20 protein-coding genes are annotated in these 24291 nt (G+C 73.9%); 18 read left to right on the top strand and 2 right to left on the bottom strand.

The window, feature by feature from the left end; translation table 11 throughout:
* Positions 1 to 172: 172 nt before the first annotated feature.
* From E0F75_RS25180 to E0F75_RS25160, 5 genes are all read left to right on the top strand, one after another.
* Positions 173 to 1174 (top strand): helix-turn-helix domain-containing protein, encoded by a 1002-nt coding sequence (locus E0F75_RS25180; protein WP_187624837.1) that lies wholly within the window; start codon positions 173 to 175, stop codon positions 1172 to 1174.
* Between the two features lie 127 nt (positions 1175 to 1301).
* Positions 1302 to 3437, top strand: coding sequence for an FUSC family protein (locus E0F75_RS25175; RefSeq protein WP_187624836.1), 2136 nt, complete (start codon positions 1302 to 1304; stop codon positions 3435 to 3437).
* A 242-nt stretch (positions 3438 to 3679) separates the two neighbouring features.
* The gene (locus E0F75_RS25170) at positions 3680 to 4330 is read left to right on the top strand and encodes a LuxR C-terminal-related transcriptional regulator (protein WP_187624874.1); all 651 of its coding nucleotides are present in this window, start codon (positions 3680 to 3682) and stop codon (positions 4328 to 4330) included.
* Positions 4330 to 5097: a DUF4255 domain-containing protein gene (locus E0F75_RS25165; RefSeq protein WP_187624835.1), complete on the top strand. Its 768-nt coding sequence runs from the start codon at positions 4330 to 4332 to the stop codon at positions 5095 to 5097. Before E0F75_RS25170 ends, E0F75_RS25165 begins: the two co-directional genes overlap by 1 nt.
* On the top strand, positions 5094 to 7154 hold the full coding sequence (locus tag E0F75_RS25160; RefSeq protein ID WP_187624834.1) for an ATP-binding protein: 2061 nt from the start codon (positions 5094 to 5096) through the stop codon (positions 7152 to 7154). Before E0F75_RS25165 ends, E0F75_RS25160 begins: the two co-directional genes overlap by 4 nt.
* Positions 7155 to 7248: 94 nt before the next feature.
* Here the strand turns inward: E0F75_RS25160 and E0F75_RS25155 are convergent, their stop codons facing one another.
* Positions 7249 to 8922 (bottom strand): peptidoglycan-binding protein, encoded by a 1674-nt coding sequence (locus E0F75_RS25155; protein WP_187624833.1) that lies wholly within the window; start codon positions 8920 to 8922, stop codon positions 7249 to 7251.
* Positions 8923 to 9413: 491 nt separating this feature from the next.
* Here E0F75_RS25155 and E0F75_RS25150 point away from each other — a divergent pair, with 491 nt between their 5' ends.
* From E0F75_RS25150 to E0F75_RS25135, 4 genes are all read left to right on the top strand, one after another.
* Positions 9414 to 11006, top strand: a complete 1593-nt coding sequence (locus E0F75_RS25150) for a phage tail sheath subtilisin-like domain-containing protein (RefSeq protein WP_187624832.1) — start codon at positions 9414 to 9416, stop codon at positions 11004 to 11006.
* A gap of 105 nt (positions 11007 to 11111) precedes the next feature.
* The gene (locus E0F75_RS25145) at positions 11112 to 11555 is read left to right on the top strand and encodes a phage tail protein (protein ID WP_073814308.1); all 444 of its coding nucleotides are present in this window, start codon (positions 11112 to 11114) and stop codon (positions 11553 to 11555) included.
* Positions 11555 to 11974, top strand: coding sequence for a hypothetical protein (locus E0F75_RS25140; RefSeq protein WP_030317097.1), 420 nt, complete (start codon positions 11555 to 11557; stop codon positions 11972 to 11974). The genes E0F75_RS25145 and E0F75_RS25140 overlap by 1 nt, the downstream gene beginning before the upstream one ends.
* Positions 11971 to 12123 (top strand): DUF6760 family protein, encoded by a 153-nt coding sequence (locus E0F75_RS25135; protein WP_167346856.1) that lies wholly within the window; start codon positions 11971 to 11973, stop codon positions 12121 to 12123. Before E0F75_RS25140 ends, E0F75_RS25135 begins: the two co-directional genes overlap by 4 nt.
* On the opposite strand, the gene E0F75_RS25130 is transcribed toward E0F75_RS25135, so the two are convergent.
* Positions 12087 to 12428, bottom strand: coding sequence for a hypothetical protein (locus tag E0F75_RS25130; RefSeq protein ID WP_187624831.1), 342 nt, complete (start codon positions 12426 to 12428; stop codon positions 12087 to 12089). The genes E0F75_RS25135 and E0F75_RS25130 overlap by 37 nt on opposite strands.
* Before the next feature lie 1783 nt (positions 12429 to 14211).
* On the opposite strand from E0F75_RS25130, the gene E0F75_RS25125 reads away from it, so the two are divergent.
* The 9 genes from E0F75_RS25125 to E0F75_RS25085 all read left to right on the top strand — a co-directional run bounded on the left by E0F75_RS25125 (position 14212) and on the right by E0F75_RS25085 (position 24009).
* Positions 14212 to 15150 carry a hypothetical protein gene (locus tag E0F75_RS25125; protein WP_229312837.1) on the top strand — a complete coding sequence of 313 codons (939 nt, stop codon included), beginning with the start codon at positions 14212 to 14214 and terminating at the stop codon, positions 15148 to 15150.
* A gap of 61 nt (positions 15151 to 15211) precedes the next feature.
* Positions 15212 to 15649: a phage tail protein gene (locus E0F75_RS25120; RefSeq protein WP_030317091.1), complete on the top strand. Its 438-nt coding sequence runs from the start codon at positions 15212 to 15214 to the stop codon at positions 15647 to 15649.
* Position 15650: 1 nt separating this feature from the next.
* Complete coding sequence (locus E0F75_RS25115) at positions 15651 to 16391, top strand: LysM peptidoglycan-binding domain-containing protein (RefSeq protein WP_187624829.1); 741 nt, start codon at positions 15651 to 15653, stop codon at positions 16389 to 16391.
* The gene (locus E0F75_RS25110; RefSeq protein ID WP_187624828.1) at positions 16388 to 18202 is read left to right on the top strand and encodes a VgrG-related protein; all 1815 of its coding nucleotides are present in this window, start codon (positions 16388 to 16390) and stop codon (positions 18200 to 18202) included. Before E0F75_RS25115 ends, E0F75_RS25110 begins: the two co-directional genes overlap by 4 nt.
* Positions 18203 to 18260: 58 nt before the next feature.
* Positions 18261 to 18659, top strand: a complete 399-nt coding sequence (locus E0F75_RS25105) for a GPW/gp25 family protein (RefSeq protein WP_030317086.1) — start codon at positions 18261 to 18263, stop codon at positions 18657 to 18659.
* A gap of 7 nt (positions 18660 to 18666) precedes the next feature.
* The gene (locus E0F75_RS25100) at positions 18667 to 20655 is read left to right on the top strand and encodes a putative baseplate assembly protein (protein WP_187624827.1); all 1989 of its coding nucleotides are present in this window, start codon (positions 18667 to 18669) and stop codon (positions 20653 to 20655) included.
* Positions 20652 to 21245 (top strand): phage tail protein, encoded by a 594-nt coding sequence (locus E0F75_RS25095; RefSeq protein ID WP_187624826.1) that lies wholly within the window; start codon positions 20652 to 20654, stop codon positions 21243 to 21245. The genes E0F75_RS25100 and E0F75_RS25095 overlap by 4 nt, the downstream gene beginning before the upstream one ends.
* A 5-nt stretch (positions 21246 to 21250) precedes the next feature.
* Positions 21251 to 22501, top strand: coding sequence for a hypothetical protein (locus tag E0F75_RS25090; protein ID WP_187624825.1), 1251 nt, complete (start codon positions 21251 to 21253; stop codon positions 22499 to 22501).
* A gap of 104 nt (positions 22502 to 22605) precedes the next feature.
* On the top strand, positions 22606 to 24009 hold the full coding sequence (locus E0F75_RS25085) for a hypothetical protein (RefSeq protein ID WP_187624824.1): 1404 nt from the start codon (positions 22606 to 22608) through the stop codon (positions 24007 to 24009).
* Positions 24010 to 24291 lie beyond the last annotated feature (282 nt).

Here is a 24291-nt window from a genome sequence, read left to right as displayed (position 1 = left end):
CGGGGGAGCTCGGCGAGGCGGCTCTGCGAGGTGGACACGGGGAGCGTGCTCCCTCGCCTTCCGCGACGCATCGCCTTTCACGTAGGGGCGAAAGGGTCCGCCGTCACGTCTGGTGAACGGGTGCGCCGTTCCCTCTGGGGGAAAGGAGCCGTGGGGCCGATAATCGGTCGGCATGATCCGCCTTCACTTCACGGCCGCCGATCTGTGTCGGATCACGCTCGCCCCGGCGGCGAACGTGCTGTCGGAGACCGTTCTGAGTCTCCGTCTGGGCCTGCGTCCGGGCCTGCGCCGGGGTGCGCGGGTACGGACCGCGGCCCGGCAGTGGCACGCCTCCCTGCCGGGAGGCACGAACCTCGGGGCGGGTGTCCTCGCCGAGCTGCTCACCGAGGACGGATTCGTCCCGGACTTCCTGCTGCAACCGTCGGCGCACGACTTCGCCGAGGCCCTGGAGGCGGCCGCCTCGACGCCGCCGGAGCGGCTCGCGATCGATCTCGGGATACCGGAGGTCTCCGGCTGGAACGGCGGCCTGGGCCGCCCCGGCCGGTGGGCCCACGACCTGGCCCAGGGCGCACCGGCCGCCTCCGCGGCCCTGGTCGACGACACGCGCGGCTACTTCCGTACGGCAATCGAGCCGCTCTGGCCACGGATCCGCAGCGACGCCCTGACCGATCGGGCGCTACGGGCGGAGATGCTGCTGCGCGGGGGTGTCGACGCCCTCCTCACCACGCTGGGCACCACCTGGAACTGGCAGCCGCCGACGCTGCACCTGCCGTCCGCCTCGACGTACGACATCCCGTTGTGCGGGCGTGGCCTGCTGCTCGTTCCGTCGTGGTTCGCGACCGGCCCGATGGTGATGTACCGCCCGGAGGCGGCGACCGTCCTCGTCTATCCCCTGTACGACGACGGGGCCGGCGCGGGCCGCGCGGGCGGGTCCGGTGAGCGGCCGGATGCGCTGGCGGCGCTGCTCGGGCGCAATCGGGCGCAGGTGCTCGCGCTGCTGCGGTCTCCCGCCACCACGACGGCGCTCGCCGAGCGCGCGGCGCTCTCGCTCGCGGCCGCCAGCCAGCACGCGGGGGTCCTGCGCGGAGCGGGTCTGATCACCACCGTGCGGACGGGCACGTCGGTGCTGCACAGCCTCACCCCGCTCGGTGCCTCCTTGCTGGCCGGGGTCTGAGCGACGGCGACACGCTGCGGGGGTCCCGGGCCGGGCCGTAGGGCGCCGGGCCGCCCGTGGCACCGATCGGCACAGGGGCGGAGGGCCGCCGCATGCCGGACGGTGCGTCCCGGTGGATCCTGGGGGTATGGGTGGCACTCCCGGGGAGCGGCTGTCGAAGGCCCGGCTCCCGCCCGCCTACGCGGCGGCCGTACGGCGGTCGGTGCGCGTCACGCTCGCCGCTGCCGCCGGTTTCTATCTCTTCCTGTACGGCTTCGACTCGGCCGTCGCCGCCACCTACGCGCTCTTCGCCGCGGTCGCGATGGCAGGTCTGTCGCACATCCCCGGCACCGGGCGGCAGCGCGCCGCGACCCTGCTGCCCGTGGTGCCCGCCTGCTGGGTGCTCATCACGATCGGCACCTACCTGTCCGTACGGACGTGGAGTGCGGTCCTCGGCATGCTGGTCGTCGGATTCGTCCTCGCCTTCATGGCCGTGGGAGGACCGCGGCCGGCCGGCGCCGCTCCGGGGCTGCAACTCATGTACATCCTGCCGTCCTTTCCGCCCTACGTCCCCGAGACCCTCGGGGAACGGCTGGTGGGAGCGACGGTCGGCCTGGTGCTGCTGATCCTCGCCGAGGCGTTCCTGCTGCCCGATCGCGTGCCGGGCGTCCCGTACCGCGAGCTGGCCGCCCGGGCCGCCCACCACGCGGGGCGCTGCGCCGACGACCTGGCCTCCGCCCCGTACACGCTCACCGACACGGCGCTGCGGGCCGCCCGGGAGTTGAGCGGCGGCCTGCGGTCCTCACGGGTGCCGGAGGCGGAACGGCCCGCGGGTCCCGGTGTCAGGGCCCGGGCCCTGGCGCACACCGGTCTGGCCGCCCGCACGCTGCTCGGGCGGCTGGCGGCGCTTCCGCCGCCGCCCGATGGCCCCGCGGAGGCGCGGGCGTGGCCCGAGGTGCTGCACGCGGTGCGCGACACGTGCCTGGAGACCGCGTCCCTGCTGCGCGGCCGGGAGGGCTCCGGAGGTGCCCGCTCCCGGCTCCAGGCTGTCCGTCATGCCCTGGCCGAGGGTGCCGAGCCGGGTGCCACGCCCGCCGGTCTGCGCCGCCACGCGGCCGTCCTCGAGGTGGCCGACGCCGCGCTGGCGGTGTCCATGGCGGCGGAGATCGCCGTCCGGGGCAGGGCCGCCCCTGCGGCGGCACCGAGGCGGTTCTGGTACGCACGCATGCGGGCACCGCAGCTGTGGTGGCGGCGGCTCTCGGGCCACGCGGGGCAGCGGTCGGTGTTCTTCCAGAACGCGGTGCGCATCGCGTTGGCACTCGCGGCGGCCCGGACCATCGCCGGCCTCGACACGCTGCCGCACGGATTCTGGATGCTCCTCGCCACGCTCACCCTGACCCGTACGACGGCACGGGAGACGAGGAGCACGGTGCGGGTGGCGCTCACCGGGACCCTCTTGGGGGCGGTCGTCGTGGCCGCCCTGCTCGCTCTGGTCGGGACGGACACGACGGTGTACGCCGCCGCGCTGCCGCCGCTGATGCTGGTCGCCTTCACGCTGGGTCCGGTGAAGGGAGTGGGGTGGGCCCAGGCGATGTTCACGATGGTCGTCGCCCTGGTCTTCGCCCAGCTGGCCCCCGCGACCTGGCGGCTGGCCGAGTTCCGGCTCCTCGACGTGGTCGCGGGCAGCGCGGTCGGCGCCGTGTTCGGGCTGCTCGCCTGGCCCAAGGGCGCCCATGACGAGTTGCGGCGGTCGGTGGCTACGATGCTCCGGAGCGCCGCGGAGACCGTGGTGGCCACGACCTCGCAGCTCGCCACGGGCGGGGCGCGCGCCCCCGTGGCCACCTCGCCGGGCCACCGGTCGTTGCAGCACGCTCTGATCATGGCGGAATCGGCGTACGCGCAGTACCGGAGCGAGCCGAAGCAGCTGGACACGCCGAACGACACCCAGGACTGGCAGGCCGCCCTGCTGTCCGGCCACCACACCCTGTGGGGTGCGGACCGGCTGCTCGTGCCGCCCGAGCCGACCGTCGTCCCGCCCCTGCCCCAGGAGCCGGCCGCGGCGGTGACCCGGATCGGCGACCGGGTGGCCGCGGGCATGCTCCTGGTCTCCGCCCGTCTGGACCCCATCGGCGACACGCCCGGCACACCGGTCGCCGTCGGCGCACGGGACTTCGCCGACTTCGCCGCCGAGCCGCCGGGGGCTCCTCGGCGGTATTACGCGGCCGTGGAGTGGCTGGATTCGCTGATGACGGACATGGAGCGGATCACCAGCGACCACAAGTGAGCTGTGCCACATGAGAATTGGCTGTTCAGAGCCCGAGCACGTGGTTCTGAAGGACGACAGCGATGCGTTAGCACGGCGGCAGCGGGACGTGAGTGGCGCACGAGACCCTGGAAGGGACCACCGTGGCCGGCACGCCGGCCACGACAGCACCACAGCAGACCAGTCATCAGCAGACCACGGGGACCTCACCATGCGGCCGCGCACGGACGGTCGAGGCGTGTGAGAAAGAGCAGGTAGCGGAAGTGCTCACCAAGCGGGTGACGGTGACCGTCCACGCATCCGATCCACTCAGTCGGGCCGGGCTCATCAGCCATTTGAGGCATCAGCCGACCGTCGACGTTGTCCCTGACCAGGACGACGTCTGCCGGGACTCCCCGGCGGTCGCGGTGATGCTCGCCGAGCGGATCGACGAGCCCACCACGGCCGAACTGCGGCGCCTGTTGCGCGGCAGGGACCAGCGTGTCGTGCTCGTCGCGCGCGAGCTGCGCGAGCCTGACCTGATGGCCGTCGTCGAGTACGGGGTGCGGGCCATCATCTGGCGTCATCAGGCCACCGAGCAACGGCTGTTGAGCGCCGTGCACAGCGCGGCGCGCGGCGACGGCGAGCTCCCGCCGGACCTCGTCAGCCGTCTGCTGAACCAGGTGGGGCGCTTGCAGCGGGCGACGACGGCGGGCGCGGCCACCGGAGGGGCGGCGCCGCTCTTCGGGATGGCGCCGCGCGAGGTGGACGTCCTGAGGCTGCTCGCCGAGGGGCTCGACACCCGGCAGATCAGCGAGAAGCTCGCCTATTCCGAGCGCACCGTCAAGAACATCCTGCACGCGCTGATGACGCGTCTGCAGCTCACCAACCGGGCGCATGCCGTCGCGTACGCGCTCCGCGAAGGCTACATCTGATGCTGCACGAGATCGACGAGGCACTGCGCCGGCTGCTGACGCCCGCCGTCGAGGGCGATGTCGCCTTCGACGCGCCGACCCGTGACTGGGCGGCCCGCCGCAACGCCCCGACCCTGAACGCCTATCTGTACGACATCCGGGAGGACGTGGCCCGGCGCGAGCGCGGCGCCTACGCCGAATGGGACGCCCAGGGCATCGTCACCCGCAAGCGCCAACCGCCGCGCTGGTTCCGGCTCTCGTACCTGGTGACCGCCTGGACCTCACGGCCCGAGGACGAGCACCGGCTGCTGTCGGGGGCGATGGCACTGCTGCTCCCGCACGAGGTGCTGCCCGACGAAACGGTGCCCGAGTCGGTGCGCTCGATCACCACCCAGCTGCCGATCTCCGTCGCGGTCCCGCCCACCGAGTCGCGCTCGCTCGCCGACATCTGGTCGGCGCTCGGCGGTGAGCTGAAGCCCTCGCTGGACGTCGTGATCACCACGCCGTTCCCGGTGACGCCGGTGTACGAGGTGGCGCCGCCGGTCACCGAGGGGGAGATCGTCGTACGTGGCGTCGCGGGTGTGCCTGCCACATCGAGGCCCCGGATGATACGGCGCCAGGGGGTGGCACGGGTGGCCCCTCAGGCCCAGACGCCCGACCAGGCCAAGGACGCCGAGCACGCCGAGCACGCCGAGGAGAGTCTGGCGGCGTTCGAGGCCTTGGAGGCCCTGGAAGCCCTGGAGAGCGGAAGCGGCGGCTGCGGCTCGCAGGACGGGGCCGGCGCATGAGCGACCCCCGGGCCGTCCTCGATTCCCCGCTGCTCGCACACCTCGCCGTCCTGCGCGCACGGGTCGGCGCGCTCGTCGACGTACGCAGTGCCGGTGACCCCACGGCCGGTGATCCCCTGCGCGGGCTCTACCTGTCCGCGGAGGCCGCACGCCGGATCTCCGCGGAGCCGTTCGGCCACGAGGCACATGAGGCGCGCGAGGCTCAAGAGGCGCACGAAATTCAAGAGGCACACGACGTCGCCTTCCCGCTGCCGGACCTCGGCGGGGACGATCGACTCGGCGCACTCGCACGGGCCTTCGGGCTGTCCCCGCTCGACGCGCACATCCTGCTCGTGGCGCTCGCGCCCGACGTGGAGCGGGGTTTCGAGGCGCTGTACGGGTACCTCAACGACGATGTCGGGCGGCGCCGCGCCACGATGGCGCTCGCCCTCGACCTCGCGGGTACCGGCCCCTTCGACCCCGCCGCACGTGACCGTTTCCATCCGGGCGCGCCGCTGCGCTTCGGGGGCCTGCTCGACGTCGAGGACGAGGACCGGCCGCTGCCGGGTCGTGCGCTGCGCGTACCCGAGCGGGTGGTGGCGCACCTGTTGGGCGACGACACCCGGACGGACGCCCACCTGATGGGGGTCGGCGTGGAGTTGTTGACGCCGGCCCCCGCCGGTGCGGAGTCGGACGTGGCGACCACACCGCTCGGCGAACGGGTCGCCGCCGCCGGGCCGGTCACCGTGCATCTGCGGGAGCGTGTGCCGGGGGCCGCCACGGATGCGGTCGTGGCGGCACTGCTCGGAGCCGGACGGCCCGTCCTGCGGTACCGGCCCGAGTGCGTCGACACGGCGGTGGCACGGGCGGTGCTGCGTGAGGCACGGCTGCGCGGCGCCGCCGTGGTCGTCGAGCCGCTGCCGCAGCGGCCCGGGCCGCTGGTCCGGGCGCTCGCCTCGTCCGGTACGACGGTGGTCCTCGCCGGCGCCGAAGCCCCCGACCCCGATTGGGCGCCGGACGCGGAACTCCTGGCCCTCGAAGCACCGGGCGAGGCGGTCGCTACCGCCGACCTGTGGCAGCGTGAACTCGGCTCCCTGGAGAATGACTTCGACCTGGCCGAGGCCACGGCGGCGTACCGTCTCAGCAGCGATCAGATCCGCCGTGCGGCCCGGGCGGCGCGGGCACTCGCCGCCTTCGAGGGCACCGCGCCGACCCTGGCGCACGTGCAGCACAGTGCCCGGCTGGTCTCCGCACCGCTGCTCGACAGCCATGCCCGACGGATCCGGCCGGCCGTCGGTTTCGCCGATCTCGTGCTGCCCGAGGAGCCGTTGGGTCTGCTCCACGAACTGACCGCGCGGGCCCGTCACAGGGACCGGGTCCTCGGCGAGTGGCGGCTGCGCACCGGTGGCGGACGCGGGCGCGGTGTCGTGGCGCTGTTCGCCGGGGAGTCGGGCACCGGCAAGACGTTCGGCGCCGAGGTGGTGGCGGGCGAACTGGGCCTGGACCTCTATGTGGTGGACCTCTCCTCGGTGGTCGACAAGTACGTCGGCGAGACCGAGAAGAACCTGGAGCGGATCTTCGTCGAGGTGGACCGCACGGACTGCGTGCTGCTCTTCGACGAGGCGGACGCGGTGTTCGGCAAGCGGTCGGAGGTGAAGAGCTCGCACGACCGCTACGCCAACCTGGAGAGCGCGTATCTGCTGCAGCGTCTTGAGGCGTTCGACGGGATCGCGGTGCTCACCACCAACCTCCGGGCCAACATCGACGACGCGTTCACGCGCAGGCTCGACGTGGTCGTGGACTTTCCGTTCCCCGACCCCGAGCAGCGGGTGTCGCTGTGGCACTCCTGCCTGGCGGGCACCCCGAAGGCGGCGGACGTGGCCGAGGAGATCGCGCGCTGTGCCAAGGAGTTCGAGCTGGCGGGCGGCGCGATCCGGTCGGCCGCGGTGACGGCCGGATACCTGGCCGCGGCCCGCGGCTCGACGGTGACCGGCGCGGACGTACGGGCGGGGGCGCGGCGCGAGTACCGGAAGGCGGGGCGGCTGGTCCTGGAGGGTCGGGCGCCCTGGGCGCCGTAACCACGCCGGAGCGCGGGAGCGACGACGGAGAGGGGGCCACCCGGTGCGGGTGGCCCCCTCTCCTGTGCTGCCGAGTCACTGGGGCTCGGCTCGGCTACATGACGCTGCCGCCGACCATCTTGCGGATCGTGTTCCAATCGGCCTCGCCGGTGACGGGCAGTCCCACGGCCGCCTGGTACTGGCGTATGTGGTCGGCGACGCTGCTGTTGTACCGGGCGGTCGTCTGCTTGTCCGAGCGCAGGTAGTCGATGCCGGCCTGGGCGTACCAGCGCGCCTTTTCCAGGTCCTTGGCGTCGGACTGGCGGTTGTAGGCCCACCAGAAGGCCGCCATCAGCTGGGTGGTCTGCATGGTGTTGGCGCCGCTCTTCACCGAGTCGGGCGTGATGCGCTGGGCCCACAGGGACGTGAGGGTCGCCCGGCCCAGCTCGCCCTCATTGTCCGTGTCGAAGATCGCGGCGGAGTTCTTGCCGTTCTTGATCCCGTCATTGACGACGGCGTGCTGGTAGCAGGCGAGGGAGGCGCGGGTCCGGGTGTCGATCACACCCGGGTTCCAACCCGGCTTGAGCGTGCAGGCGTTGCTCGTCCCCAGGCTCGCGAGGCGCTCCTGGGCGAATTCGACGACGAGGTCCTTCGGGTAGCCGAGGCGCCATGGCGGCAGGGTGAGCTGCTGCGCCGGCGGGGGCGGCGGCGGCTTCTGGTCCCCGCCACCGTCACCGTCGCCGGGGTCCTGACCGCCCTCGGTCGGGTCGGCACCGCCGCCTCCACCACCGTCGCCACCGCCACCGCCACCGCCGGGTGCGCCGCCTTCGGTCGGTCCGCCGCCGTCGCCCGGACCGTCACCCGTCCCGTCGCCGCCGCCCGGCGACCCCCCGTCCGTCAGGGGCGGCAGGGAGCCGGGCGGCTTCTCGCCCGGGGTGGGTCCTCCGGTCCCGCCGGGCGGAGGCGGCGCGTCGGGGAGCGCGTCGCCGGTGCCCTGCGGCGCGGGCCGGGGCGCGTTGGTCGCCCGGAGATCCTTCGCCGCGCTGACGACCTTCGGAGAGAAGTTGATCCAGAGCACGATGAACGCGATCACGGCGGTCAGCAGGAGTCCGCCCGCCACGACGAGCCAGTTCCCGAAGACGGGGCGCTGGTCGAAGGTGGCGTCGAGGTCGAGGGTGGTGTCGTCGCCGGCCCGTCGGACGGCCACGGTGAACCGGTGCGACTCCTCGGCGCCGGTCCATCGCACGGCCTGCGGCCGCACCACGAGGTCACCGAAGGCGGCGCGGCCCGGGGCTATCTGCACGGCGTTCGGCCGTACGTCGAAGGTGAGCCGGTTCGCCTCGTCGCGCGCCACGAGGGACGCGGTCAGCGGGGTGTTGCCGAGGTTGTCCACGGCGATACGGGCCCGCCCGCGGAAGCGGCCGAGCAGGGCGGGCGGCAGCAGTTCGGCGCGCGTCTCGGTGAAGGGCGTGATGGTCAGCCGGCCCTCCACGACGTCGCGGGCGCCGGAGCTCTCCCGGGGGTCGACACGGATGCCGTACGCGAGGGGCCCGGCCTCCACGTCCGAGGAGCGGGGCGGGGCGAAGGAGATCTCGGCGGTCCCCTCGCTGCCCGGGTAGAGGCGGAGCACGTCCGGCTCGATCCGGGACCAGCCCGAGGGTTTGCCGACGAGCGAGAGGCGGTATTCCTCGACGGTGTCGCCGGTGTTCCGCACCCGCAGTCGGGCGCCGGCCCGTGCTCCGGGCTCGACGGTCACCTCGGCCGGGTCCAGAGAGGTCCACATGGTCATGGGCGAACGTTAAGGGCGCGGGCAGGGTGTCGGGCTGCCCGAAAGTCCCTGCTCGGGGGCAGCGTGGCGTGCCCCGGCAGCCCGTCGGCCGCGGTGGGGGGTGCCGCAGCGGCCGGGGCCGGGGACTCGGGGGTGCGAACCGCGGGCTTCCGGCCGTGCGAACCGCGAGGTCGGGCCGTGGAAGTGCGCGGGGCCGCCCGTACGAACCGCGGGGCCGGGCCGCACGGACCACGGGTCGGACGGGCGGGTGTCCGATGTCCGCGAGGGCAATCGGCCCTGCCCTCGTGAGCGCCCCTTCTCCCCTGCTCGGGGCGGCGCGGCTCGGCGAGAGTCGGAGGCGTACGACCGCTGTCCACGGTCGGGGGGAGGGCGAGCGGGACGAGGTCGACGCACCGCAGCACGCCGGACGCGGGCAACCGCACGCCCCACGCTGTGACACCGCAGAGTCACCGCATTCCGCAGAACCACGCTCTCCGAGGAGAACACGCACCATGCCCACGTACCTGTCCCCCGGCGTCTACGTCGAGGAAGTCGCCAGCGGCTCCCGTCCCATCGAGGGCCTCGGAACCTCTGTCGCCGCGTTCGTCGGGCTCGCGCCCGTCGGGCCGCTCAACGAGCCCGTGCTCGTCACCAACTGGTCCCAGTACGTGGCGTCGTTCGGTGACTTCACGGACGGGTACTACCTCGCCCACTCCGTGTACGGGTTCTTCAACAACGGCGGCACCGCCGCGTACGTCGTGCGCGTCGGCGGTGGCGACGCGCAGGGCGCCACGCGCGCCGTCGGATCGGCCGCCGCGTCGGCAGCCGCCGCCGCGCCGCAGCTCGTCGCCGGTGAGGCCGTCGCGCTCGGCACCTTCAAGGTCGCCGCGATCACGGCCGGCTCCGAGGCGGGCGGGGCGCTCACCGTCGAGGTGCAGGACGTCGAGGGCGAGGCCGAGCGCTTCAAGCTGGTCGTCAAGGACGGCGAGAAGGTCGTCGAGAGCTTCGACGCCTCCGCCAAGAAGAGCGCCCGCAACTACGTGGTCGCGCAGGTCAAGCAGCGTTCCAAGACGATCGTCCTGGAGGAGGCCGCGGCCGGCGGGCAGCTCGCCAGGCCCGACGCGCAGTCCGTGACGCTCGCCCCGCCGGCGCGGATCCCGGCTCAGGTCGACGCGAGCGCCGACGTCGCCGCCGCCCTGGAGTCCGGGCAGTTCATCGGCGACTCCGCGGACCGCACCGGCTTCGGCGGCCTGGAGGCGTACGACGAGATCAACATGGTCGCGGTGCCCGACCTGATGGCCGCCTACCAGCAGGGGCTCATCGACCTGGAGCAGGTCAAGGCCGTCCAGATCGGTCTCATCGCCCACTGCGAGCTGATGGGCGACCGGATGGCGATCCTCGACCCGCCGCCGTCGCTGAACGCCCGCGACATCCGCAAGTGGCGCCAGGAGATCGCCGGTTACGACTCCCCGTACGCGGCCCTCTACTACCCGTGGATCAAGGCCTTCGACCCGGCGAGCGGCCAGACCCGGGTGGTTCCGCCGTCCGGCCACATGGCCGGCGTCTGGGCGCGCAACGACGCCGAGCGCGGTGTCCACAAGGCCCCCGCCAACGAGATCGTGCGCGGCGCGGTCGACCTGGAGCTCCAGATCACGCGCGGCGAGCAGGACCTGCTCAACCCGATCGGCGTGAACTGCATCCGCGCCTTCCCCGGCCGGGGCATCCGGGTGTGGGGCGCGCGGACGCTGGCCTCCGACCCGGCGTGGCGCTACCTGAACGTCCGCCGCTACTTCAACTACCTCGAGGAGTCGATCCTCGTCGGGACGCAGTGGGTCGTCTTCGAGCCCAACGACCCTTCGCTGTGGGCCCGTATCCGCCGCAACATCTCCGCCTTCCTCGTCAACGAGTGGCGCCAGGGCGCGCTGTTCGGCCAGCGCGCCGAGGACGCCTTCTACGTGAAGTGCGACGCGGAGACCAACCCGCCGGAGTCGGTCGACCTCGGCCGTGTGGTCTGCGAGATCGGCATCGCCCCGGTGAAGCCGGCCGAGTTCGTGGTCTTCCGGCTCGCGCAGATCCAGGGCGGCGGGGGCGAGCTGGAGGAGTAGTCCTCCCCTCCCCGCCCTCCGTCCCGCTCGTCTCCCCGCCCTTCCGGCCCCGGGTCCGTGCGCCTGCCGCGCCCGGATCCGCCCCTCGAACAGGAGTGAACCCCCATGTCCCTCGACACCGGTGACGCCCTCACCACCCACAATTTCGGCCTGCAGATCGACGGCGTCATGGTCGAGACCCTGCAGGAGATCAGCGGCCTCTCGATGGAGCAGGACGTCATCGAGTTCCAGCAGGTCTCGGCGGACGGCAAGCCGATCATCAAGAAGCTCCCCGGCGTGAAGAAGGCCGGTGAGTGCACGGTGACCCGTGGTGCGACCCAGTCCGCCGCGTTCACCGAGTGGATCACGTCGTCCATCGCCGGCGACATGGGCTCGGCCCGCAAGGACGCGTCCATCATCTTCCTGGACTACCAGCTCACCGAGGTCAAGCGGTACAACCTGCGCAACGCCTGGTGCACCAAGGTGGAGTTGAGCGCGACGAAGGCCGGCGACGCCGCGGCCCTCACCGAGCAGGTCACCATCACCTTCGAAGAGCTGACGCTCGGCTGATGCGACGCGAGGGATCGGCGGGCACGCAGCAGGGCCGCCCACAGGAGCCGCTCCGCACGGAGTTCGAGTTCGAGCTGCCGCGCGGGTTCGTCGACGAGGCGGGCACCGTGCACCGCAACGGGGCGATGCGGCTGGCCACGGCCCGGGACGAGCTGCTCCCGCTGCGCGACATCCGGGTCCGCGAGAACCCGGCGTACCTGTCCGTGGTGCTGCTCGGCCGGGTCATCACCCGGCTCGGCACGCTCCCGTCGGTCCACGACGGGACGGTGGAGAACATGTTCGCCTCCGACCTGGCGTTCCTCCAGGACTTCTACCGGCAGATCAACGCGGAGGGCCACACCCGGGCCGCCGTGGCGTGCCCGCACTGCGAGGAGTCCTTCGAGGTCGAGCTGGCCGGGAGCCGCCTGGGGGAATCGTGACGTACGCGGCCGACCGGATCGAGGAGGAGACCGCGTACCTCGCCTTCCACTTCCACTGGGGCATGGACGACATCCTCGATCTGGAGCACGCCGACCGACGGAGGTACGTGGCTCAGGTGGCGTCACTGGTGGAGCGGTCGCAGGCGTAACGGCAGTACAGGGAAAGGAGGTTGGAGGGGACTGTGGGGATGTTCGAGAAGTGGCGGACGGCGCGGACGCGGAACGCGCGGGGCGCGGAATCCGGTGTACGCGAGGAGAGCTCGGCGTCCGTCGCACCGACGGCGGCGTCCGGGGACGCGTGGCGGGCGTTGCCGCCCGTGCAGCGGGTCCTGGCCGCGGGTCCGCGGACCGTCGCGGAGTACGGCTTCTCCGCGTCGCTCGCGACCCACTGGAACCCCTCCTTCCAGAGCGACCTCGGCCACGGGGCGGTGCCGGACGCACCGGGCGGCGTCATGCTCGACGCGGTACGGGCGGTGCCCCTGCCCGTGGAGCGGGAGTCGGCGGGGCGCTCCGAGGGGGCGGAGCTGCCGGGGCTGCGGTTGCCGGTGGCGGGTGCGGCAGGTCCGTCGGGATCGACGGGTCCGGCAGGTTCGGCGGGATCGGGCCAGGAGACGGCTGCGACTGTGCAGCGTGTGCCCGCGACGCCGCCGGTCGTCCGCCCGGCGCGGACGCCTCGCCCCGTACGGGGGAAGGCTGCGGCCGCTCCGGTACGGGGTGGCGGCGCGACGCGCGAGGCAGGGACCGTGGGCGCCGTCTCGGGTGCGCCTCACTCGGCGCCTCCCGCCGTCCAGCGTGCCGCCGTGGCCACCGGCGGGACGGACGACCCGGTTGCTCCGGCGTCCGCGCCCACGGTCGGTGCGGCCGGGACCACGCGACCTTCCGACAGTTCCACCCGGCCACGACCCGTACAACCAGCGCCCGTTCGGCGGTCGCCGCTGGTCTCCGCACGGCCCGTGCAGCCGCCGCGGCAACTGGCTCCGGCCGGTGCCGCGCGCCCCGCGGACGCGGTCGGGCCCGGCACGGCGCCGGGCCGGCGGACAGCGACCCCCGCCCGTACGCCCGAGAACGGGGCGCGTCCCACGGATGCGCCCGACACCGCCGCACCGGAGCCCTCGGCTGCCGGTCGGCCCCAGAACGTCCCGGGTCCCGCTTCCCCCGGCGGGCCCGGGACTCCCGGCCTCACGCCCGGCACTCCAGTGCAGCGCCGCGCGCCCGTACGCCGCTCGCGGCGCGCACCGGGCGCCGACTGGAACACGACGGCGTCGACGCCGCCGGTGGCTCCGGCGGTCCCGGCGACTCCGGAGGTGTCGGCACCTCGGGCGAGCCCTTCGACACGGCAGTCGTCGGCACCTGCGCCCGCTGGTTCCACGGCGCCGGCGCCGAAGGCCAGTCCCGCCGCGCCCGCCGGTCCTGTGGCAGAGGGTCCCAAGAACGGACCCACCGCGCCGGTGCGCCCGGCGACTCCGGCCACCCCGGTGGCCCGAAGCGCCGCGCGTTCCTCCTCCCCCGCGGCCGCCGCGATTCCGTCGACCCCTTCGACCACGGCGACCTCGTCGACCCCGGAGGCTCCGGCGCCTCCGGTGGCCCGAACCGTCGCCAGGTCCGCCTCCCCCGCAGGAAACCCCGTGACTCCGTCGACCCCAGAGGCCCGGACCCCCGTCACGTCCGTCCCCCCGGCGGGCGCGTCGCCCACGCCCGGCTCCGCCTCTCCCGCGCGCCCGTCGGCTCCGGCACCCGTCGCCGCGCCCGCGCCTTCGACCGCGCCGGTACGTCCCGCGACGACGGCCTCCCCGGCGATCCCGGACACCGCTGCGCCCACGGCTCAGGCCGCGCCTGTACGGCCCACCTCACCGAAGTCTCAGGCAGGCCCGACCGCTCCTGCGCCCCTGGTCGCACGGGCGCCCGCATCCACCCCCGTCACGCCTGCCACCCCGCCGACTCCCCCGGCCCGGCCCGGACTCGGCGCCCCCGTTCAGCGCGCCACCGCCGACGCGCCGGTATCGCGTGCGAACGCCGCGCCGCGAAGGCCTCCGATCGGCGCGCCGGTCGCGCGCGCGTCCGCGACACCGTCGTCGTCCGTTCCGGCCAAGGCGGCCTCGCCCGCCCCCGGCGACCCCGTCACGCCCGCCCCTGGGCCCGTCACACCGATCGGACCCGTCACACCGATCGGACCCGTCGGACCGCAGGTGCCCGCTCGGGCAGCCAACCCCGTCCCGACGTCGGCCGAGTCCGCGCCCGTGCAACGGGCGACCGCGAACCAGCACCAGCACCAGGCGCCGGTGGTCCCCACGGCACCCGTCGCGAACGTACCCGCCGTGCCGTCGACCGCCGCCGTGCCTCACGCCCCCGTCCCGGCCCCATCGACTCCTCCCCCGGTCCAGCGCGCCACGGCCGCACCGCGGCCTCAGGTCCCTGCCGACTCCCCCGCGTCCACGGTGCCCACCGGCCCGCGCACCCCCGTCACCACTCCCGCTCCCGCGCAGCCGCCCGTCGTCACCGTCACCGACCTCCCCCGCGCCACCGCGCCCACGGTGCAGCGGCGGGCCGTCCATCCGCTCGCCACCGCCCGTCCGCTCACCCCGAGCCTGCCGAGCAGCGCGAGCACCCCCTCCAGCACCCCGGCTCTCCCCGCCGCGCCCGGCCGCCGGCAGCCCGTACCCGTGCCCGCGACGCCCCCCGCCGTTCCTCTCTTCACGCCGACCGCCGCCCCCTCCCCGACCGTTCAGCGCGCTCCCGCCGCTCCGCCCCGCAGCGGCACGGTCGCACCCCAGGGCTCTCCCCGTCCCGTCGTCCCCCTCGCCCGGCCGTCCGCCGCGCGGCCCGTCGCGCGGCCGGTGGTCCAGCGTCAGCCCGCCACCGGGGCGACCCCGACGGCGACGCCCGCGCCGGCCGTCCCCGTGGTCACCCCCACCCCGCTCCAACGGACCTCGGCCGCCCCTGCTCCCGCCCCCGCCGCACCCGCGCCGCGCGCCGCCACCACGGTCACCCGGACGGCCCCGGCCGCGCCCTCACCGTCCGTGCAGCGCACCGCCGCCCCGGGCCCCGCCGACCCCGAATCACCCACCCACCTCGACGAGTTGGCCCGCCGTCTCGTCACCCCCCTCTCGCGGCTTCTCCGTGCCGAGCTCCGTGCCGACCGCGAGCGAGTGGGCCGCCTCCGAGACCACGGCCGCTGACGAAACCCGCCCTCACCACCCCACTCACCGCTGACCGCGCCGATCCGAGAGACCCGCCACCATGCCCCAGCAGCCGGACCCCGCATCCACCGTCTTCTTCAAGCTCACCATCGACGGCGAGGACCTCGGCGTGTTCAACAGCTGTGACGGTCTCTCCTCCGAGGTCGAGGTGGAGCAGCGCCGGGAGGGGGGCAACAACGGCTTCGTCTGGCAGCTGCCCACCCGTGTCACGTTCTCCACCATCCGGCTCACCCGCCCGCTCACCCCCGAGACCGCGAACGTCGCCGCCTGGATCTCGTCGCTCGCCACGGGGATCACCCGTCCGACCGCGCAGATCGCGGCGCTGCGCGCCGACGGGTCGATCGTGGCGCAGTGGGGTCTGGTCGAGGTGCTGCCGGTGCGCTGGACGGGGCCGACCCTCGACCCGGCCAGTCCGGCCGTGGCGACGGAGACCCTGGAGATCGCGCACCACGGGTTCACCGACGCGGGAGGCGCCTGAGATGGCCCCGTTCTTCGGCGGGTTGACGGCCAGCGGCCTCTCCCGCGCCTCGCTCGCCATCCACCAGCCGCCGACCGACCTGTCCAGCTCGTACGGCGGGAAGCTCGGCGAGGTGAAGTTCGAGTTCAACCCGGATCAGCTCCAACTGAGCCGGTCCGCGCACTGGTTCACCGAGCAGGCCGTCGCGTACGACCGGGGTGCGCCGCCCAAGTTCACCGGCAGCGAGCCGGCCCAGCTCCAGCTGGAGGTCTTCCTTGACCGCTCGGGCGACCCGTCGTCGAACGACGTGCAGCAGCAGGTGGAGCTGCTGCTGTCCTGTTGCGAGGTGACCCAGCAGAGCATCGCAGCGAAGGCGCCGTCGCCGCCGTGGGTGCGGTTCTCCTGGGGATCGTTCTCGACGGTGCAGTTCGTCGCGTACGTGACCTCCGTGTCGGCGACGTACACCCTCTTCAGCCCCAGCGGGATCCCGATCCGCGCGACGTGTTCGCTCTCCCTCACCGAGATCTCCAGCGCGACCAAGAAGCAGAACCCGACGTCCGGCGCGCTCTCGGCCCGCCGGGTGCACCGCACGGTCGCCGGTGACTCCCTCGCCTCCCTCGCCTGGCGCGAGTACGGCGACGCGACCCGCTGGCGGGTCATCGCGGAGGCGAACCGCATCGACGACCCGATGCGGCTGCGCCCCGGCACCGAACTGCTGCTCCCGTCCACCACCGAAACGCCGGAGACCGAGGGCGCCTCATGAGCGAGAAGACCTTCACCACCGTCCTCCACGTGCAGCTCGACGGCACGCCGCTGCCGGACCCGCTCGCGGTCCGCCTCACCGAGGGCTGGGTGGACGCGAGCGTCAACGTCCCGTCCGCGTTCCAGCTGACGTTCAGCGACAAGGACGGCACCCTCACCACGAAGTTCCCGTTCCTCAAGGTCGGCGCGATGGCGGTGCTGTCCCCGTTCACCGACGGCAGGCTCGGCGAGCCCATGCTCACCGGCGAGGTCACGGCCGTCGAGGTGGACGCGGCGCCCGGTCACGGCCGCTATCTGATCGTGCGCGGTTACGATCCCGGCCACCGTCTGCTGCGCAGCCGGCGCGTCGAGGGCTATCCGAACATGACGGCCTCCGACATCGTCCGGAAGCTCGCCGGGCTCAACCGGATCCCGCTCGGCAAGGTCGACGCGACACCGACGGTGTACGAGCTCGCCACCCAGCCCAACATCACCGACTGGGACTTCCTCTCCCGGCTCGCGCGCGAGAACGACGTCCGGCTGTCGCTCGACCCGGCGGGCCGGCTCGTGTTCGCCGCGCTGCCCCCGGCCTCCTCGGCGCCCGCGGACACCACGCCGGCGGCGGCCAGCCCGTACGTCCTGGACTTCGGGAGCAACACGCTGCAGAGCCGGGTGTCCGTGACCGCCGCCGGGCAGGTCGGGAAGGTCGACGTGCGGGGCTGGGATCCCCGTACCAAGCAGGCGCTGTCCTCGCCGACGCCCGCCGTCGCGAGCAAGGAGATCGTCTCGGACATCACCCCGGCGCAGCTCTCCGCGCCGTTCGGTCCGGCGGAACTGGCCGCGACGGACACGCCGTTCACCACGCAGTCGGAGGTGACGCAGGCGGCGACGGCGCTGGCCGACGACGTCACCGGGTCGTTCGCGGAGCTGGAGGTCGCCGTCACCGGCAATCCGGCCCTGAAGCCGGGGCAGCCGGTGGCCGTGAAGGGCGCCGGCTTCCCGTTCGAGGGGCGGTACACCGCGACCGGGGTACGTCATGTCTTCGCTTCCGGACGGCAGTTCGCCACGTGGCTGACCGTGTCCGGGCGGCAGTTCCGTTCGCTGTACGGGACGGCTTCCGGCGGCGGGGAGGCGGCCCCGCCCATGCCCGGCGTCGCGGTCGCGCTGGTCACGAACACCAAGGACCCGCTCTCGCTCGGCCGGGTCAGACTGCGTTTCCCGTGGCTGTCGGCGACGTACGAGAGCGGCTGGTGCCGGGTCGCGCAGCTCGGCGGACGCGGGGGCGGCGGTCTGATGCTCCCCGAGGTGGACGACGAGGTGCTGTGCGCCTTCGACCGGGGCTCCCTTGAACACCCTTACGTGCTGGCGGGGTTGTACAACGGCGTCGACAAGCACACCCCGGCGACCGACCGGGTGCCGCCCGTCGATCCGACCAGCGGGCGCGTCCAGTGGCGCGCCCTGACCTCCCGTACCGGTCACACCGTGGAGCTGCGCGAGGAGGGCGGCCGGACGCGCGCCTCGCACGGCATCCGGCTGCGCACCGCGAAGGGCGGGCTGAGCGTCGAGCTGAACGAGGCGCGCACCACGCTCACGATCGACAGCGACGGGACGGTCACGATCTCGGGGGCCCGGGGGGTCACGGTCGAGTCGGGGACGGACCTGACACTCTCCGCGACGGGGCGCATCACGCTGAACGCGGGGCTCGGCGTGGACATCAAGGCCGGGACGAAGTTCAAGGTGTCGGCGCTGACCCAGGCCGTGGTCAACGCGCCGCTCTTCCACACCTTGAGCCCGCCGATGCTCAATCCCGCTTCGGCGATCGCGCCGTTCTGATGACCGCTCCGACTGCCGCATTCATCCCGTCCCACGGAATCCCGAGGAGGACCTTCCCTTGAGTGAGCACTTCGTCGGCGCGGGCTGGGCCTTCCCGCTGCGGACCGGCCCGAGCGGCTCCATCGCGCTCGTCCGGCGCGACCGGGAGATCGAGGAGTCGATGCGGCTCGTCCTCGCCACCGCGCCGGGCGAGCGGCCGATGCGGCCCGAATTCGGGTGCGCGGTCCACGAGTTGGTGTTCGCCCCGGTCAACGACTCGACGATGGGCCGGGTCCGGTACGAGGTGATGTCCTCGCTCGACCGATGGGAGCCGCGCATCGACGTGGAGGAGGTCACGGTCTCTCCCGCCCCCGGGGAGCCGACCACCCTCTTCATCGACATCCGCTACCGGGTGCGCGGTGCCAACAACCCGCGCAATCTCGTCTTCCCCTTCTACGTCATCCCCTCCGAGGACTGAAACCACCATGGCCCTGCCCGCACCCCATCTCGACGACCGCCGCTTTCAGCAGTTCGTCGACGACGCCAAGCGCTACATCCAGCAGGCGTGCCCCGAGTGGACCGACCACAACGTCTCGGACCCGGGCGTCACCCTGGTCGAGGCGGTCGCGCACATGGCGGACCAGCTCGTCTACCGCCTCAACCGGGTCCCGGAGAAGAACCACCTGGCCTTCCTCGACCTGCTCGGGGTGACGCTCTTCCCGCCCGCTGCCGCCCGCGCCGACATCACCTTCCGGCTCTCGGCGCCGCAGCCGGAGCCGGTGGTGCTGCCCACGGGTACGGAGGTGTCCACCGGACGTACGGAGACGGAGGAGGCGGTCGTCTTCGCGACGGCCGCCGATCTGACCGTCGTGCCCTGCTCGTTGACGCACATCCTGCGCCAGGAGGCGGGTGGCGCGCCCGAGGACCGTTCGCAGGATCTCCTCGGCGGTGCGGACGTGCCCGCCTTCTCTCCCCTGCCGCGCGTCGGTGATCTGCTGCTGCTCGGTCTCTCGGCGGCGGTGCCGGACTGTGTACTCGTCCTCGACCTGGACAGCCGGGTGGATGGTGTCGGTGTCGATCCGCGCAGGCCGCCGCTGGTGTGGGAGGCGTGGACCGGGGCCGAGGGCTGGGTCGCGTGCGAGGTCGACGAGGACAGCACGGGCGGACTCAACCGGCCGGGCGAGGTGGTGCTGCACATGCCGTCCGGGCACGCGGTGTCGCGCCTCGGCGGGCACGAGGCGGGCTGGGTGCGCTGCCGGGTCGTCGAGGCCGCCGCGGGTCTGCCGTCGTACAGCGAGTCGCCGACGGTACGGGCGGCGGAGGCGTTCACCATCGGCGGGACGGTCCGCGCGGCGCACGCCGAGGCAGTGCGGAACGAGCAGCTCGGCGAGTCCGAGGGCGTGCCGGCGCAGCGGCTGCGGCTGGCGCACGCGCCGGTCGTGGACCGGCCGCCGCTGCTCCTCCAGGTCGCCGAGCGGGCGGACAGCGGCGTCGACGAGGAGGACCCCGAGGCCGGCTGGCAGGAGTGGACCGTCGTCCGCGACTTCGCCTCCTCGCGCCCCGGTGACCGGCACGTCACCCTCGACGCGACCACCGGCGAGATCGCCTTCGGGCCGTGCGTACGTCAACCGGACGGCACGCTGCGGCAGTTCGGCGCCGTACCGCCGAAGGGGGCGGCGATCCGGGCGGTCCGGTACGGCACCGGGGGCGGCCGGGCGGGGAACGTGGCCCGCTCCACGATCACCGTCCTGCGCAGCTCCATCCCGTACATCGCGCGCGTGGAGAACCGTGAGGCGGCGCGCGGCGGGGTGGACGGGGAGACCGTCGAGGAGGCCAAGTCCCGCGCGCCGATCAGCCTCCGTGCGCAGGAACGGGCCGTCACCGCCCGGGACTACGAGGAGCTGGCGCGCCGGGCGGCGCCCGAGGCCGCGCGGATCTCCTGCCTGGCGGCGGACGCCGCCGAGGCGGGCGACAACGCGGTCCGGGTCCTGGTCGTGCCGCAGGCCGTGCCGGACCGGGGCGGCCGGCTGCGGTTCGAGCAGCTCGTGCCGGGCGAGGAGCTGCTGTCCCGGGTGACGGGCTTCCTCGACGAGCGGCGCCCGCTGGGCACGCGGCTGGCCGTCGGGCCGCCGTTCTACCAGGGCGTGACGGTGGTGGCGACGCTGCACTCCTTCCGGGCGGCCGAGGCGGAGCGCGTACGGGCGGAGGCGCTGGACGCGCTGTACGCGTATCTGGACCCGCTGACGGGCGGGGCGCACGGCGAGGGATGGCCGTTCGGGCGCCCGTTGCGGGCCGGTGAGGTCTTCGCGGCGCTCCAGCGGGTGCCGGGCGTGGAGCTGGTGGACGAGGTCCTGCTGCATCCGGCCGATCCGCTGACCGGCCGCAGGGGTGACACGACGGACCGGATCGAGCTGGCGCCGTCCGCGCTGCTCTTCCCGTTCGACCATCGCGTCCGTGTGATCGAGGCGCGGTGAGCGGGTCGGCGCGGGGTACGGTTCCGGGCCTCGCGACCCCGTACCCGCTGGGTGCGGCGCTGCCCGCCGTGTACGCGGAGGACGATTTCGGGCAGCGGTTCGTGTCCGGCCTGGACGTCGTCCTCGCTCCGCTCTTCAACGTCCTCGACTCCCTGGAGGCGTACTTCTCGCCGGCGCTCGCCCCCGCCGACTTCGTGGACTACCTCGCGACCTGGGTCGGCGCGGAGCTGGACGGCGACGAGCCGCTGCCGCTCCGCCGCCACGCGGTCGCGTCGGCCGTGGCGCTGCACCGGGTGCGCGGCACCCGGCAGGGGCTCGCGGCGGCGGTCCGGCTCGCCTTCGGCGTGCCCCCGGAGATCACCGAGAGCGGGGGTGCGAGCTGGTCGTCCGCGCCGCTCGGACCGTTCCCGGGGGCGCCCGTCGCCGGACTGCACGTGGTTCTCCGGGTCGCCGACCCGGCCGCCGTGGATCCGCACCGGCTGCGCGCGGTCGTGGCCGCGGCCCGTCCCGCGCACCTGCCGTTCACGGTCTCGGTGACGACCTCCCCGCCGCCCTCGGCGACCACTTCCCGTACATCCGAAGGAGCTTGACCCTGATGAGTGACGCGCCCCAGTCCCGCCCCTGCCCGGACTGCGCGAGCCCGGTGCGTGCGGCGGACCAGTCGTTCTGTGACAGTTGCGGAGCGTTCCTGCGCTGGGACAGCCCGGCCGGCGCGGTGAGCACGGAAGGCTCGTCCGCCGCCTCGTCGTCCGCCCCGTCCGCCCCGTCCGTGGCGGCCGCTTCGGAATCCGGGGGGACGGTCCGGGAGGAGCCGGAGGCCACGCCGGCGGACGACGCGCCACGGGCCGCCGCGGAGGGTTCGGCCGCCTCCCCCGCCGAGGTGACGGACACCCGGTCCTCCGTCGGTCCGGAGGAAGTGACCGCCCCGCTGCCCGCCGTGAACCCCGCCTCGGACGCACCCGCGCCCGTTCCCGTGCCGGAGGCGGGGCCGGCGTCCGACGGGCCGTCGGACACGCTCGTACGGTCGCTCCTCGTCCCGGTCCCCGGGAACCGTCCCGTGGAGCCGGCCGTCGCCGCGCCCGTGCTCCCCGCACGTCCGGAGGCGGCCCGGCCGACGGTCCGGGCCGCCGAGGCGCCCGTCGCCGTGCAGGGCGGCAAGCCGTGCCCGGCCTGCTCGCTCGCCAACACCCCGGGCCGTCACTTCTGCCGCTTCTGTGCGACTCCGATGGTCCCCGAGCAGCTCTCGACGGCCGAGGGCCCGTACGCGGGCCGGCGTCCCGGGCTCACCCGCGACCGCAGCCGCTGGATCGTCCGCGCCCTGATCGCGGCGGGGGTCGTCACCGTGGTGGTCGGCGGCATCGCCGGCGGTCCCCCGGCCGTCCGCGCGATCCAGGACCACTTCGCCAAGCGGGTCCCGGTCCACCCGGTGGCCTGGGCGGCCTCCCACTCCGCGCCGAGGCAGCAGGCGAAGCTGGCGGGCGACGGGTACTCCAACACCTGGTGGGGCACGGGGTACGCGGGCGACTCGGCGGGTCAGTACATGGAGGCCCGGTTCGCCGAGCCGACCGATCTGCTGAGCGTCCTGATCACCCCCGGCAGTTCGAAGAACACCACGCAGGCCGACGGCCAGGCGACCCCGCGCACCTTCGACCTGGTGGTCAAGGACTCCTCCGGCGAGACGCACGTCTCGCAGCACCGCATCGACGACGGCGGCACCCAGCGGGTCGACGTGCGGGTACGGGACGCGCTGACGGTGCAGTTGGTGCTGCGCACGGCGTGGCGGGCCGACCCCACGAAGCAGGTGGCCGTCGCGGAGCTGGAGTTCTTCGGCAGGTCCGTGTCCTGACCCCGTGCGAACGGGAAAGGCCGGAAATCGGGCCGGGACCCCTTCTCAGGCACGGGACGAGGAAGAACGATGATCCCCGGGGTACCTGACTGAAGGAGGGGTCCATGCGCAGCTACACCGGCGCGCTCATCGGCAATCTGATCCTCGCCGCGTTCGCCGGTCTGGCCGGACCGGTGTTCCTCGTCGTGGCGTACGTCGCCTGGGTCGAGGGCGCCGAATGGTTCTGGGTGGCCGGCGCGTCGGGCATCGGGGCGGTGGGAACGGTCATGATCCCCTTCTCGGCCGTCCGGAGCGCCCGGCAGGAGTTTCCCCGGATCACCCGGCGGAACCTGGTGCGGGACGCGGGCCCCGCGTACGGGGACGACACCACGGTGGTGTGGGCGCCTCGCTCCCCCGGGGGTGTGGTGGGCGCGCGCCTGGTACGGGCGGACGTCCTGGAGGCGTCGTTCGTGCGCTACAGCCCCGAAGGGGGTGCGACGTTCACGACGTACGGCGGCGATCACGATCCGGCCGAGTTCAAGGCGACGGTCGGGCTGCGGCTGCGGGTCCATGACGAGGAGGACCCCGGCCGGGGTTCCGGGGGACGCGAGGTCACCGAGGAGGTCCAGGTGCCGTCCCTCTGCCTCTCGGCGATCACGGCGGGGCGGCTGGCCGTCCTCGTCGATCCCCCGGACGCTCCGACGCCGGGGAAGGTCACGGTCCTCTGGCCGCGCAGCCTTCTCCTGGCGGGGACGAGGACCTGCCGGGTGATCGACCTCGACGGACGCGTGACCGACGTGACCCGCTACGCCCGTCGGCAGCTGGAGCAGATGCGGATCTCCCGGTCGGTCGGCGGCGTCGTGATGGACGGCGACCTCATCGACCTCCGGCGCCTCGACGCGGCGACGGCGGCCCGGTACGCGGCCGTGGCCCGCGACGTCACCGAGCAGCGGGCGCCGGTGACCGAGCCGGGCGAGGAGGCCCGTCGTCTTGCGGAGTTCCTCCCTGGTGAGGAGGGAGCCTTCGGCTCCGTCTCCCGCCGCTGGTCGCGCCGTGGCGGGCATCTGGTGCTCGCCCGGTTCCTGTCGCTGCGCGGCCGGACCACGTTCCAGGACCACGGTCCGGTTCTGGACACGCTGTTCCGCGTCCGTCCGGCGGACGGCTCTCCCGCGTACGACGTGGTCAGGCGCCTCACGGTGCCGATGAACTATCTGGCGGTCATGCACCACACGAGGGACGTCGTTCTCCGGGTCGGTCCGAACGGCGGCTCCCAGGTGGTCGACTGGGCCCGCACGAATCTTCTCGCCGGAGTCACGACGGCCCAGGTCGTCGCGCCGGACGGACTCGGCATCCCCTTGCCGAGGCGGTCCGAGGCCCTCTGGCCCCTGATGAACCTGCTCGTCGCCCACGGCGTCTCGAACCCGTCGCCGGTCCTCGACCTCCGCGAGCCCCGGATGCACGCCGTGTCGGACGCGGTGATGGACACGATCCGAGGTGCGGAGCTGAGGGTGGACGAGGCCCGGCTCTAGGGGGCCGCCGCCGGCGCGACGCCGCCGGCTCCCGGTGGACGGTGCGCGGGCGGCTCGCCGAGGAGCTCGGGGTCCGGACCTCCGACGGGGAGTTGCGGCTGTTCGCGGTCACGCGTGGACACCGGTTCGGCAGTCTCGGCTTCCATTTCCTCGCCCCGCCCGTGACCCGCGCCCTCGTGCTCCGTCGGCATGCCGAGCTCGTGGCCGCGGATACCGGGCACGGGGCCGGGCCCGAGCTGGACGAGGTCGCCTTCGTGCCCTCGGCCCGCCGAGGCGGCCCGT

This window comes from Streptomyces sp. CB02980, assembly GCF_014451325.2.
Lineage (GTDB): Bacteria > Actinomycetota > Actinomycetes > Streptomycetales > Streptomycetaceae > Streptomyces.
Note: the sequence above shows the minus strand (reverse complement) of the source record. Positions and strands in the feature narration are given on the sequence as shown.

Bases quoted from the DNA above. Each gene is read 5' to 3' on its own strand.
- E0F75_RS25090 (WP_187624825.1), top strand. From the start codon at position 21,251: ATGAGTGACGCGCCCCAGTCCCGCCCCTGCCCGGACTGCGCGAGCCCG.
- E0F75_RS25130 (WP_187624831.1), bottom strand. From the start codon at position 12,428: ATGACGCCGCCCGGTGCGTCCGGCACCGCCCCGTGGCCGAGGTCGCTC.
- E0F75_RS25165 (WP_187624835.1), top strand. From the start codon at position 4,330: ATGCTGCACGAGATCGACGAGGCACTGCGCCGGCTGCTGACGCCCGCC.
- E0F75_RS25175 (WP_187624836.1), top strand. From the start codon at position 1,302: ATGGGTGGCACTCCCGGGGAGCGGCTGTCGAAGGCCCGGCTCCCGCCC.
- E0F75_RS25150 (WP_187624832.1), top strand. From the start codon at position 9,414: ATGCCCACGTACCTGTCCCCCGGCGTCTACGTCGAGGAAGTCGCCAGC.
- E0F75_RS25145 (WP_073814308.1), top strand. From the start codon at position 11,112: ATGTCCCTCGACACCGGTGACGCCCTCACCACCCACAATTTCGGCCTG.
- E0F75_RS25100 (WP_187624827.1), top strand. From the start codon at position 18,667: ATGGCCCTGCCCGCACCCCATCTCGACGACCGCCGCTTTCAGCAGTTC.
- E0F75_RS25180 (WP_187624837.1), top strand. From the start codon at position 173: ATGATCCGCCTTCACTTCACGGCCGCCGATCTGTGTCGGATCACGCTC.
- E0F75_RS25155 (WP_187624833.1), bottom strand. From the start codon at position 8,922: ATGACCATGTGGACCTCTCTGGACCCGGCCGAGGTGACCGTCGAGCCC.
- E0F75_RS25085 (WP_187624824.1), top strand. From the start codon at position 22,606: ATGCGCAGCTACACCGGCGCGCTCATCGGCAATCTGATCCTCGCCGCG.
- E0F75_RS25160 (WP_187624834.1), top strand. From the start codon at position 5,094: ATGAGCGACCCCCGGGCCGTCCTCGATTCCCCGCTGCTCGCACACCTC.
- E0F75_RS25115 (WP_187624829.1), top strand. From the start codon at position 15,651: ATGGCCCCGTTCTTCGGCGGGTTGACGGCCAGCGGCCTCTCCCGCGCC.
- E0F75_RS25110 (WP_187624828.1), top strand. From the start codon at position 16,388: ATGAGCGAGAAGACCTTCACCACCGTCCTCCACGTGCAGCTCGACGGC.
- E0F75_RS25140 (WP_030317097.1), top strand. From the start codon at position 11,555: ATGCGACGCGAGGGATCGGCGGGCACGCAGCAGGGCCGCCCACAGGAG.
- E0F75_RS25120 (WP_030317091.1), top strand. From the start codon at position 15,212: ATGCCCCAGCAGCCGGACCCCGCATCCACCGTCTTCTTCAAGCTCACC.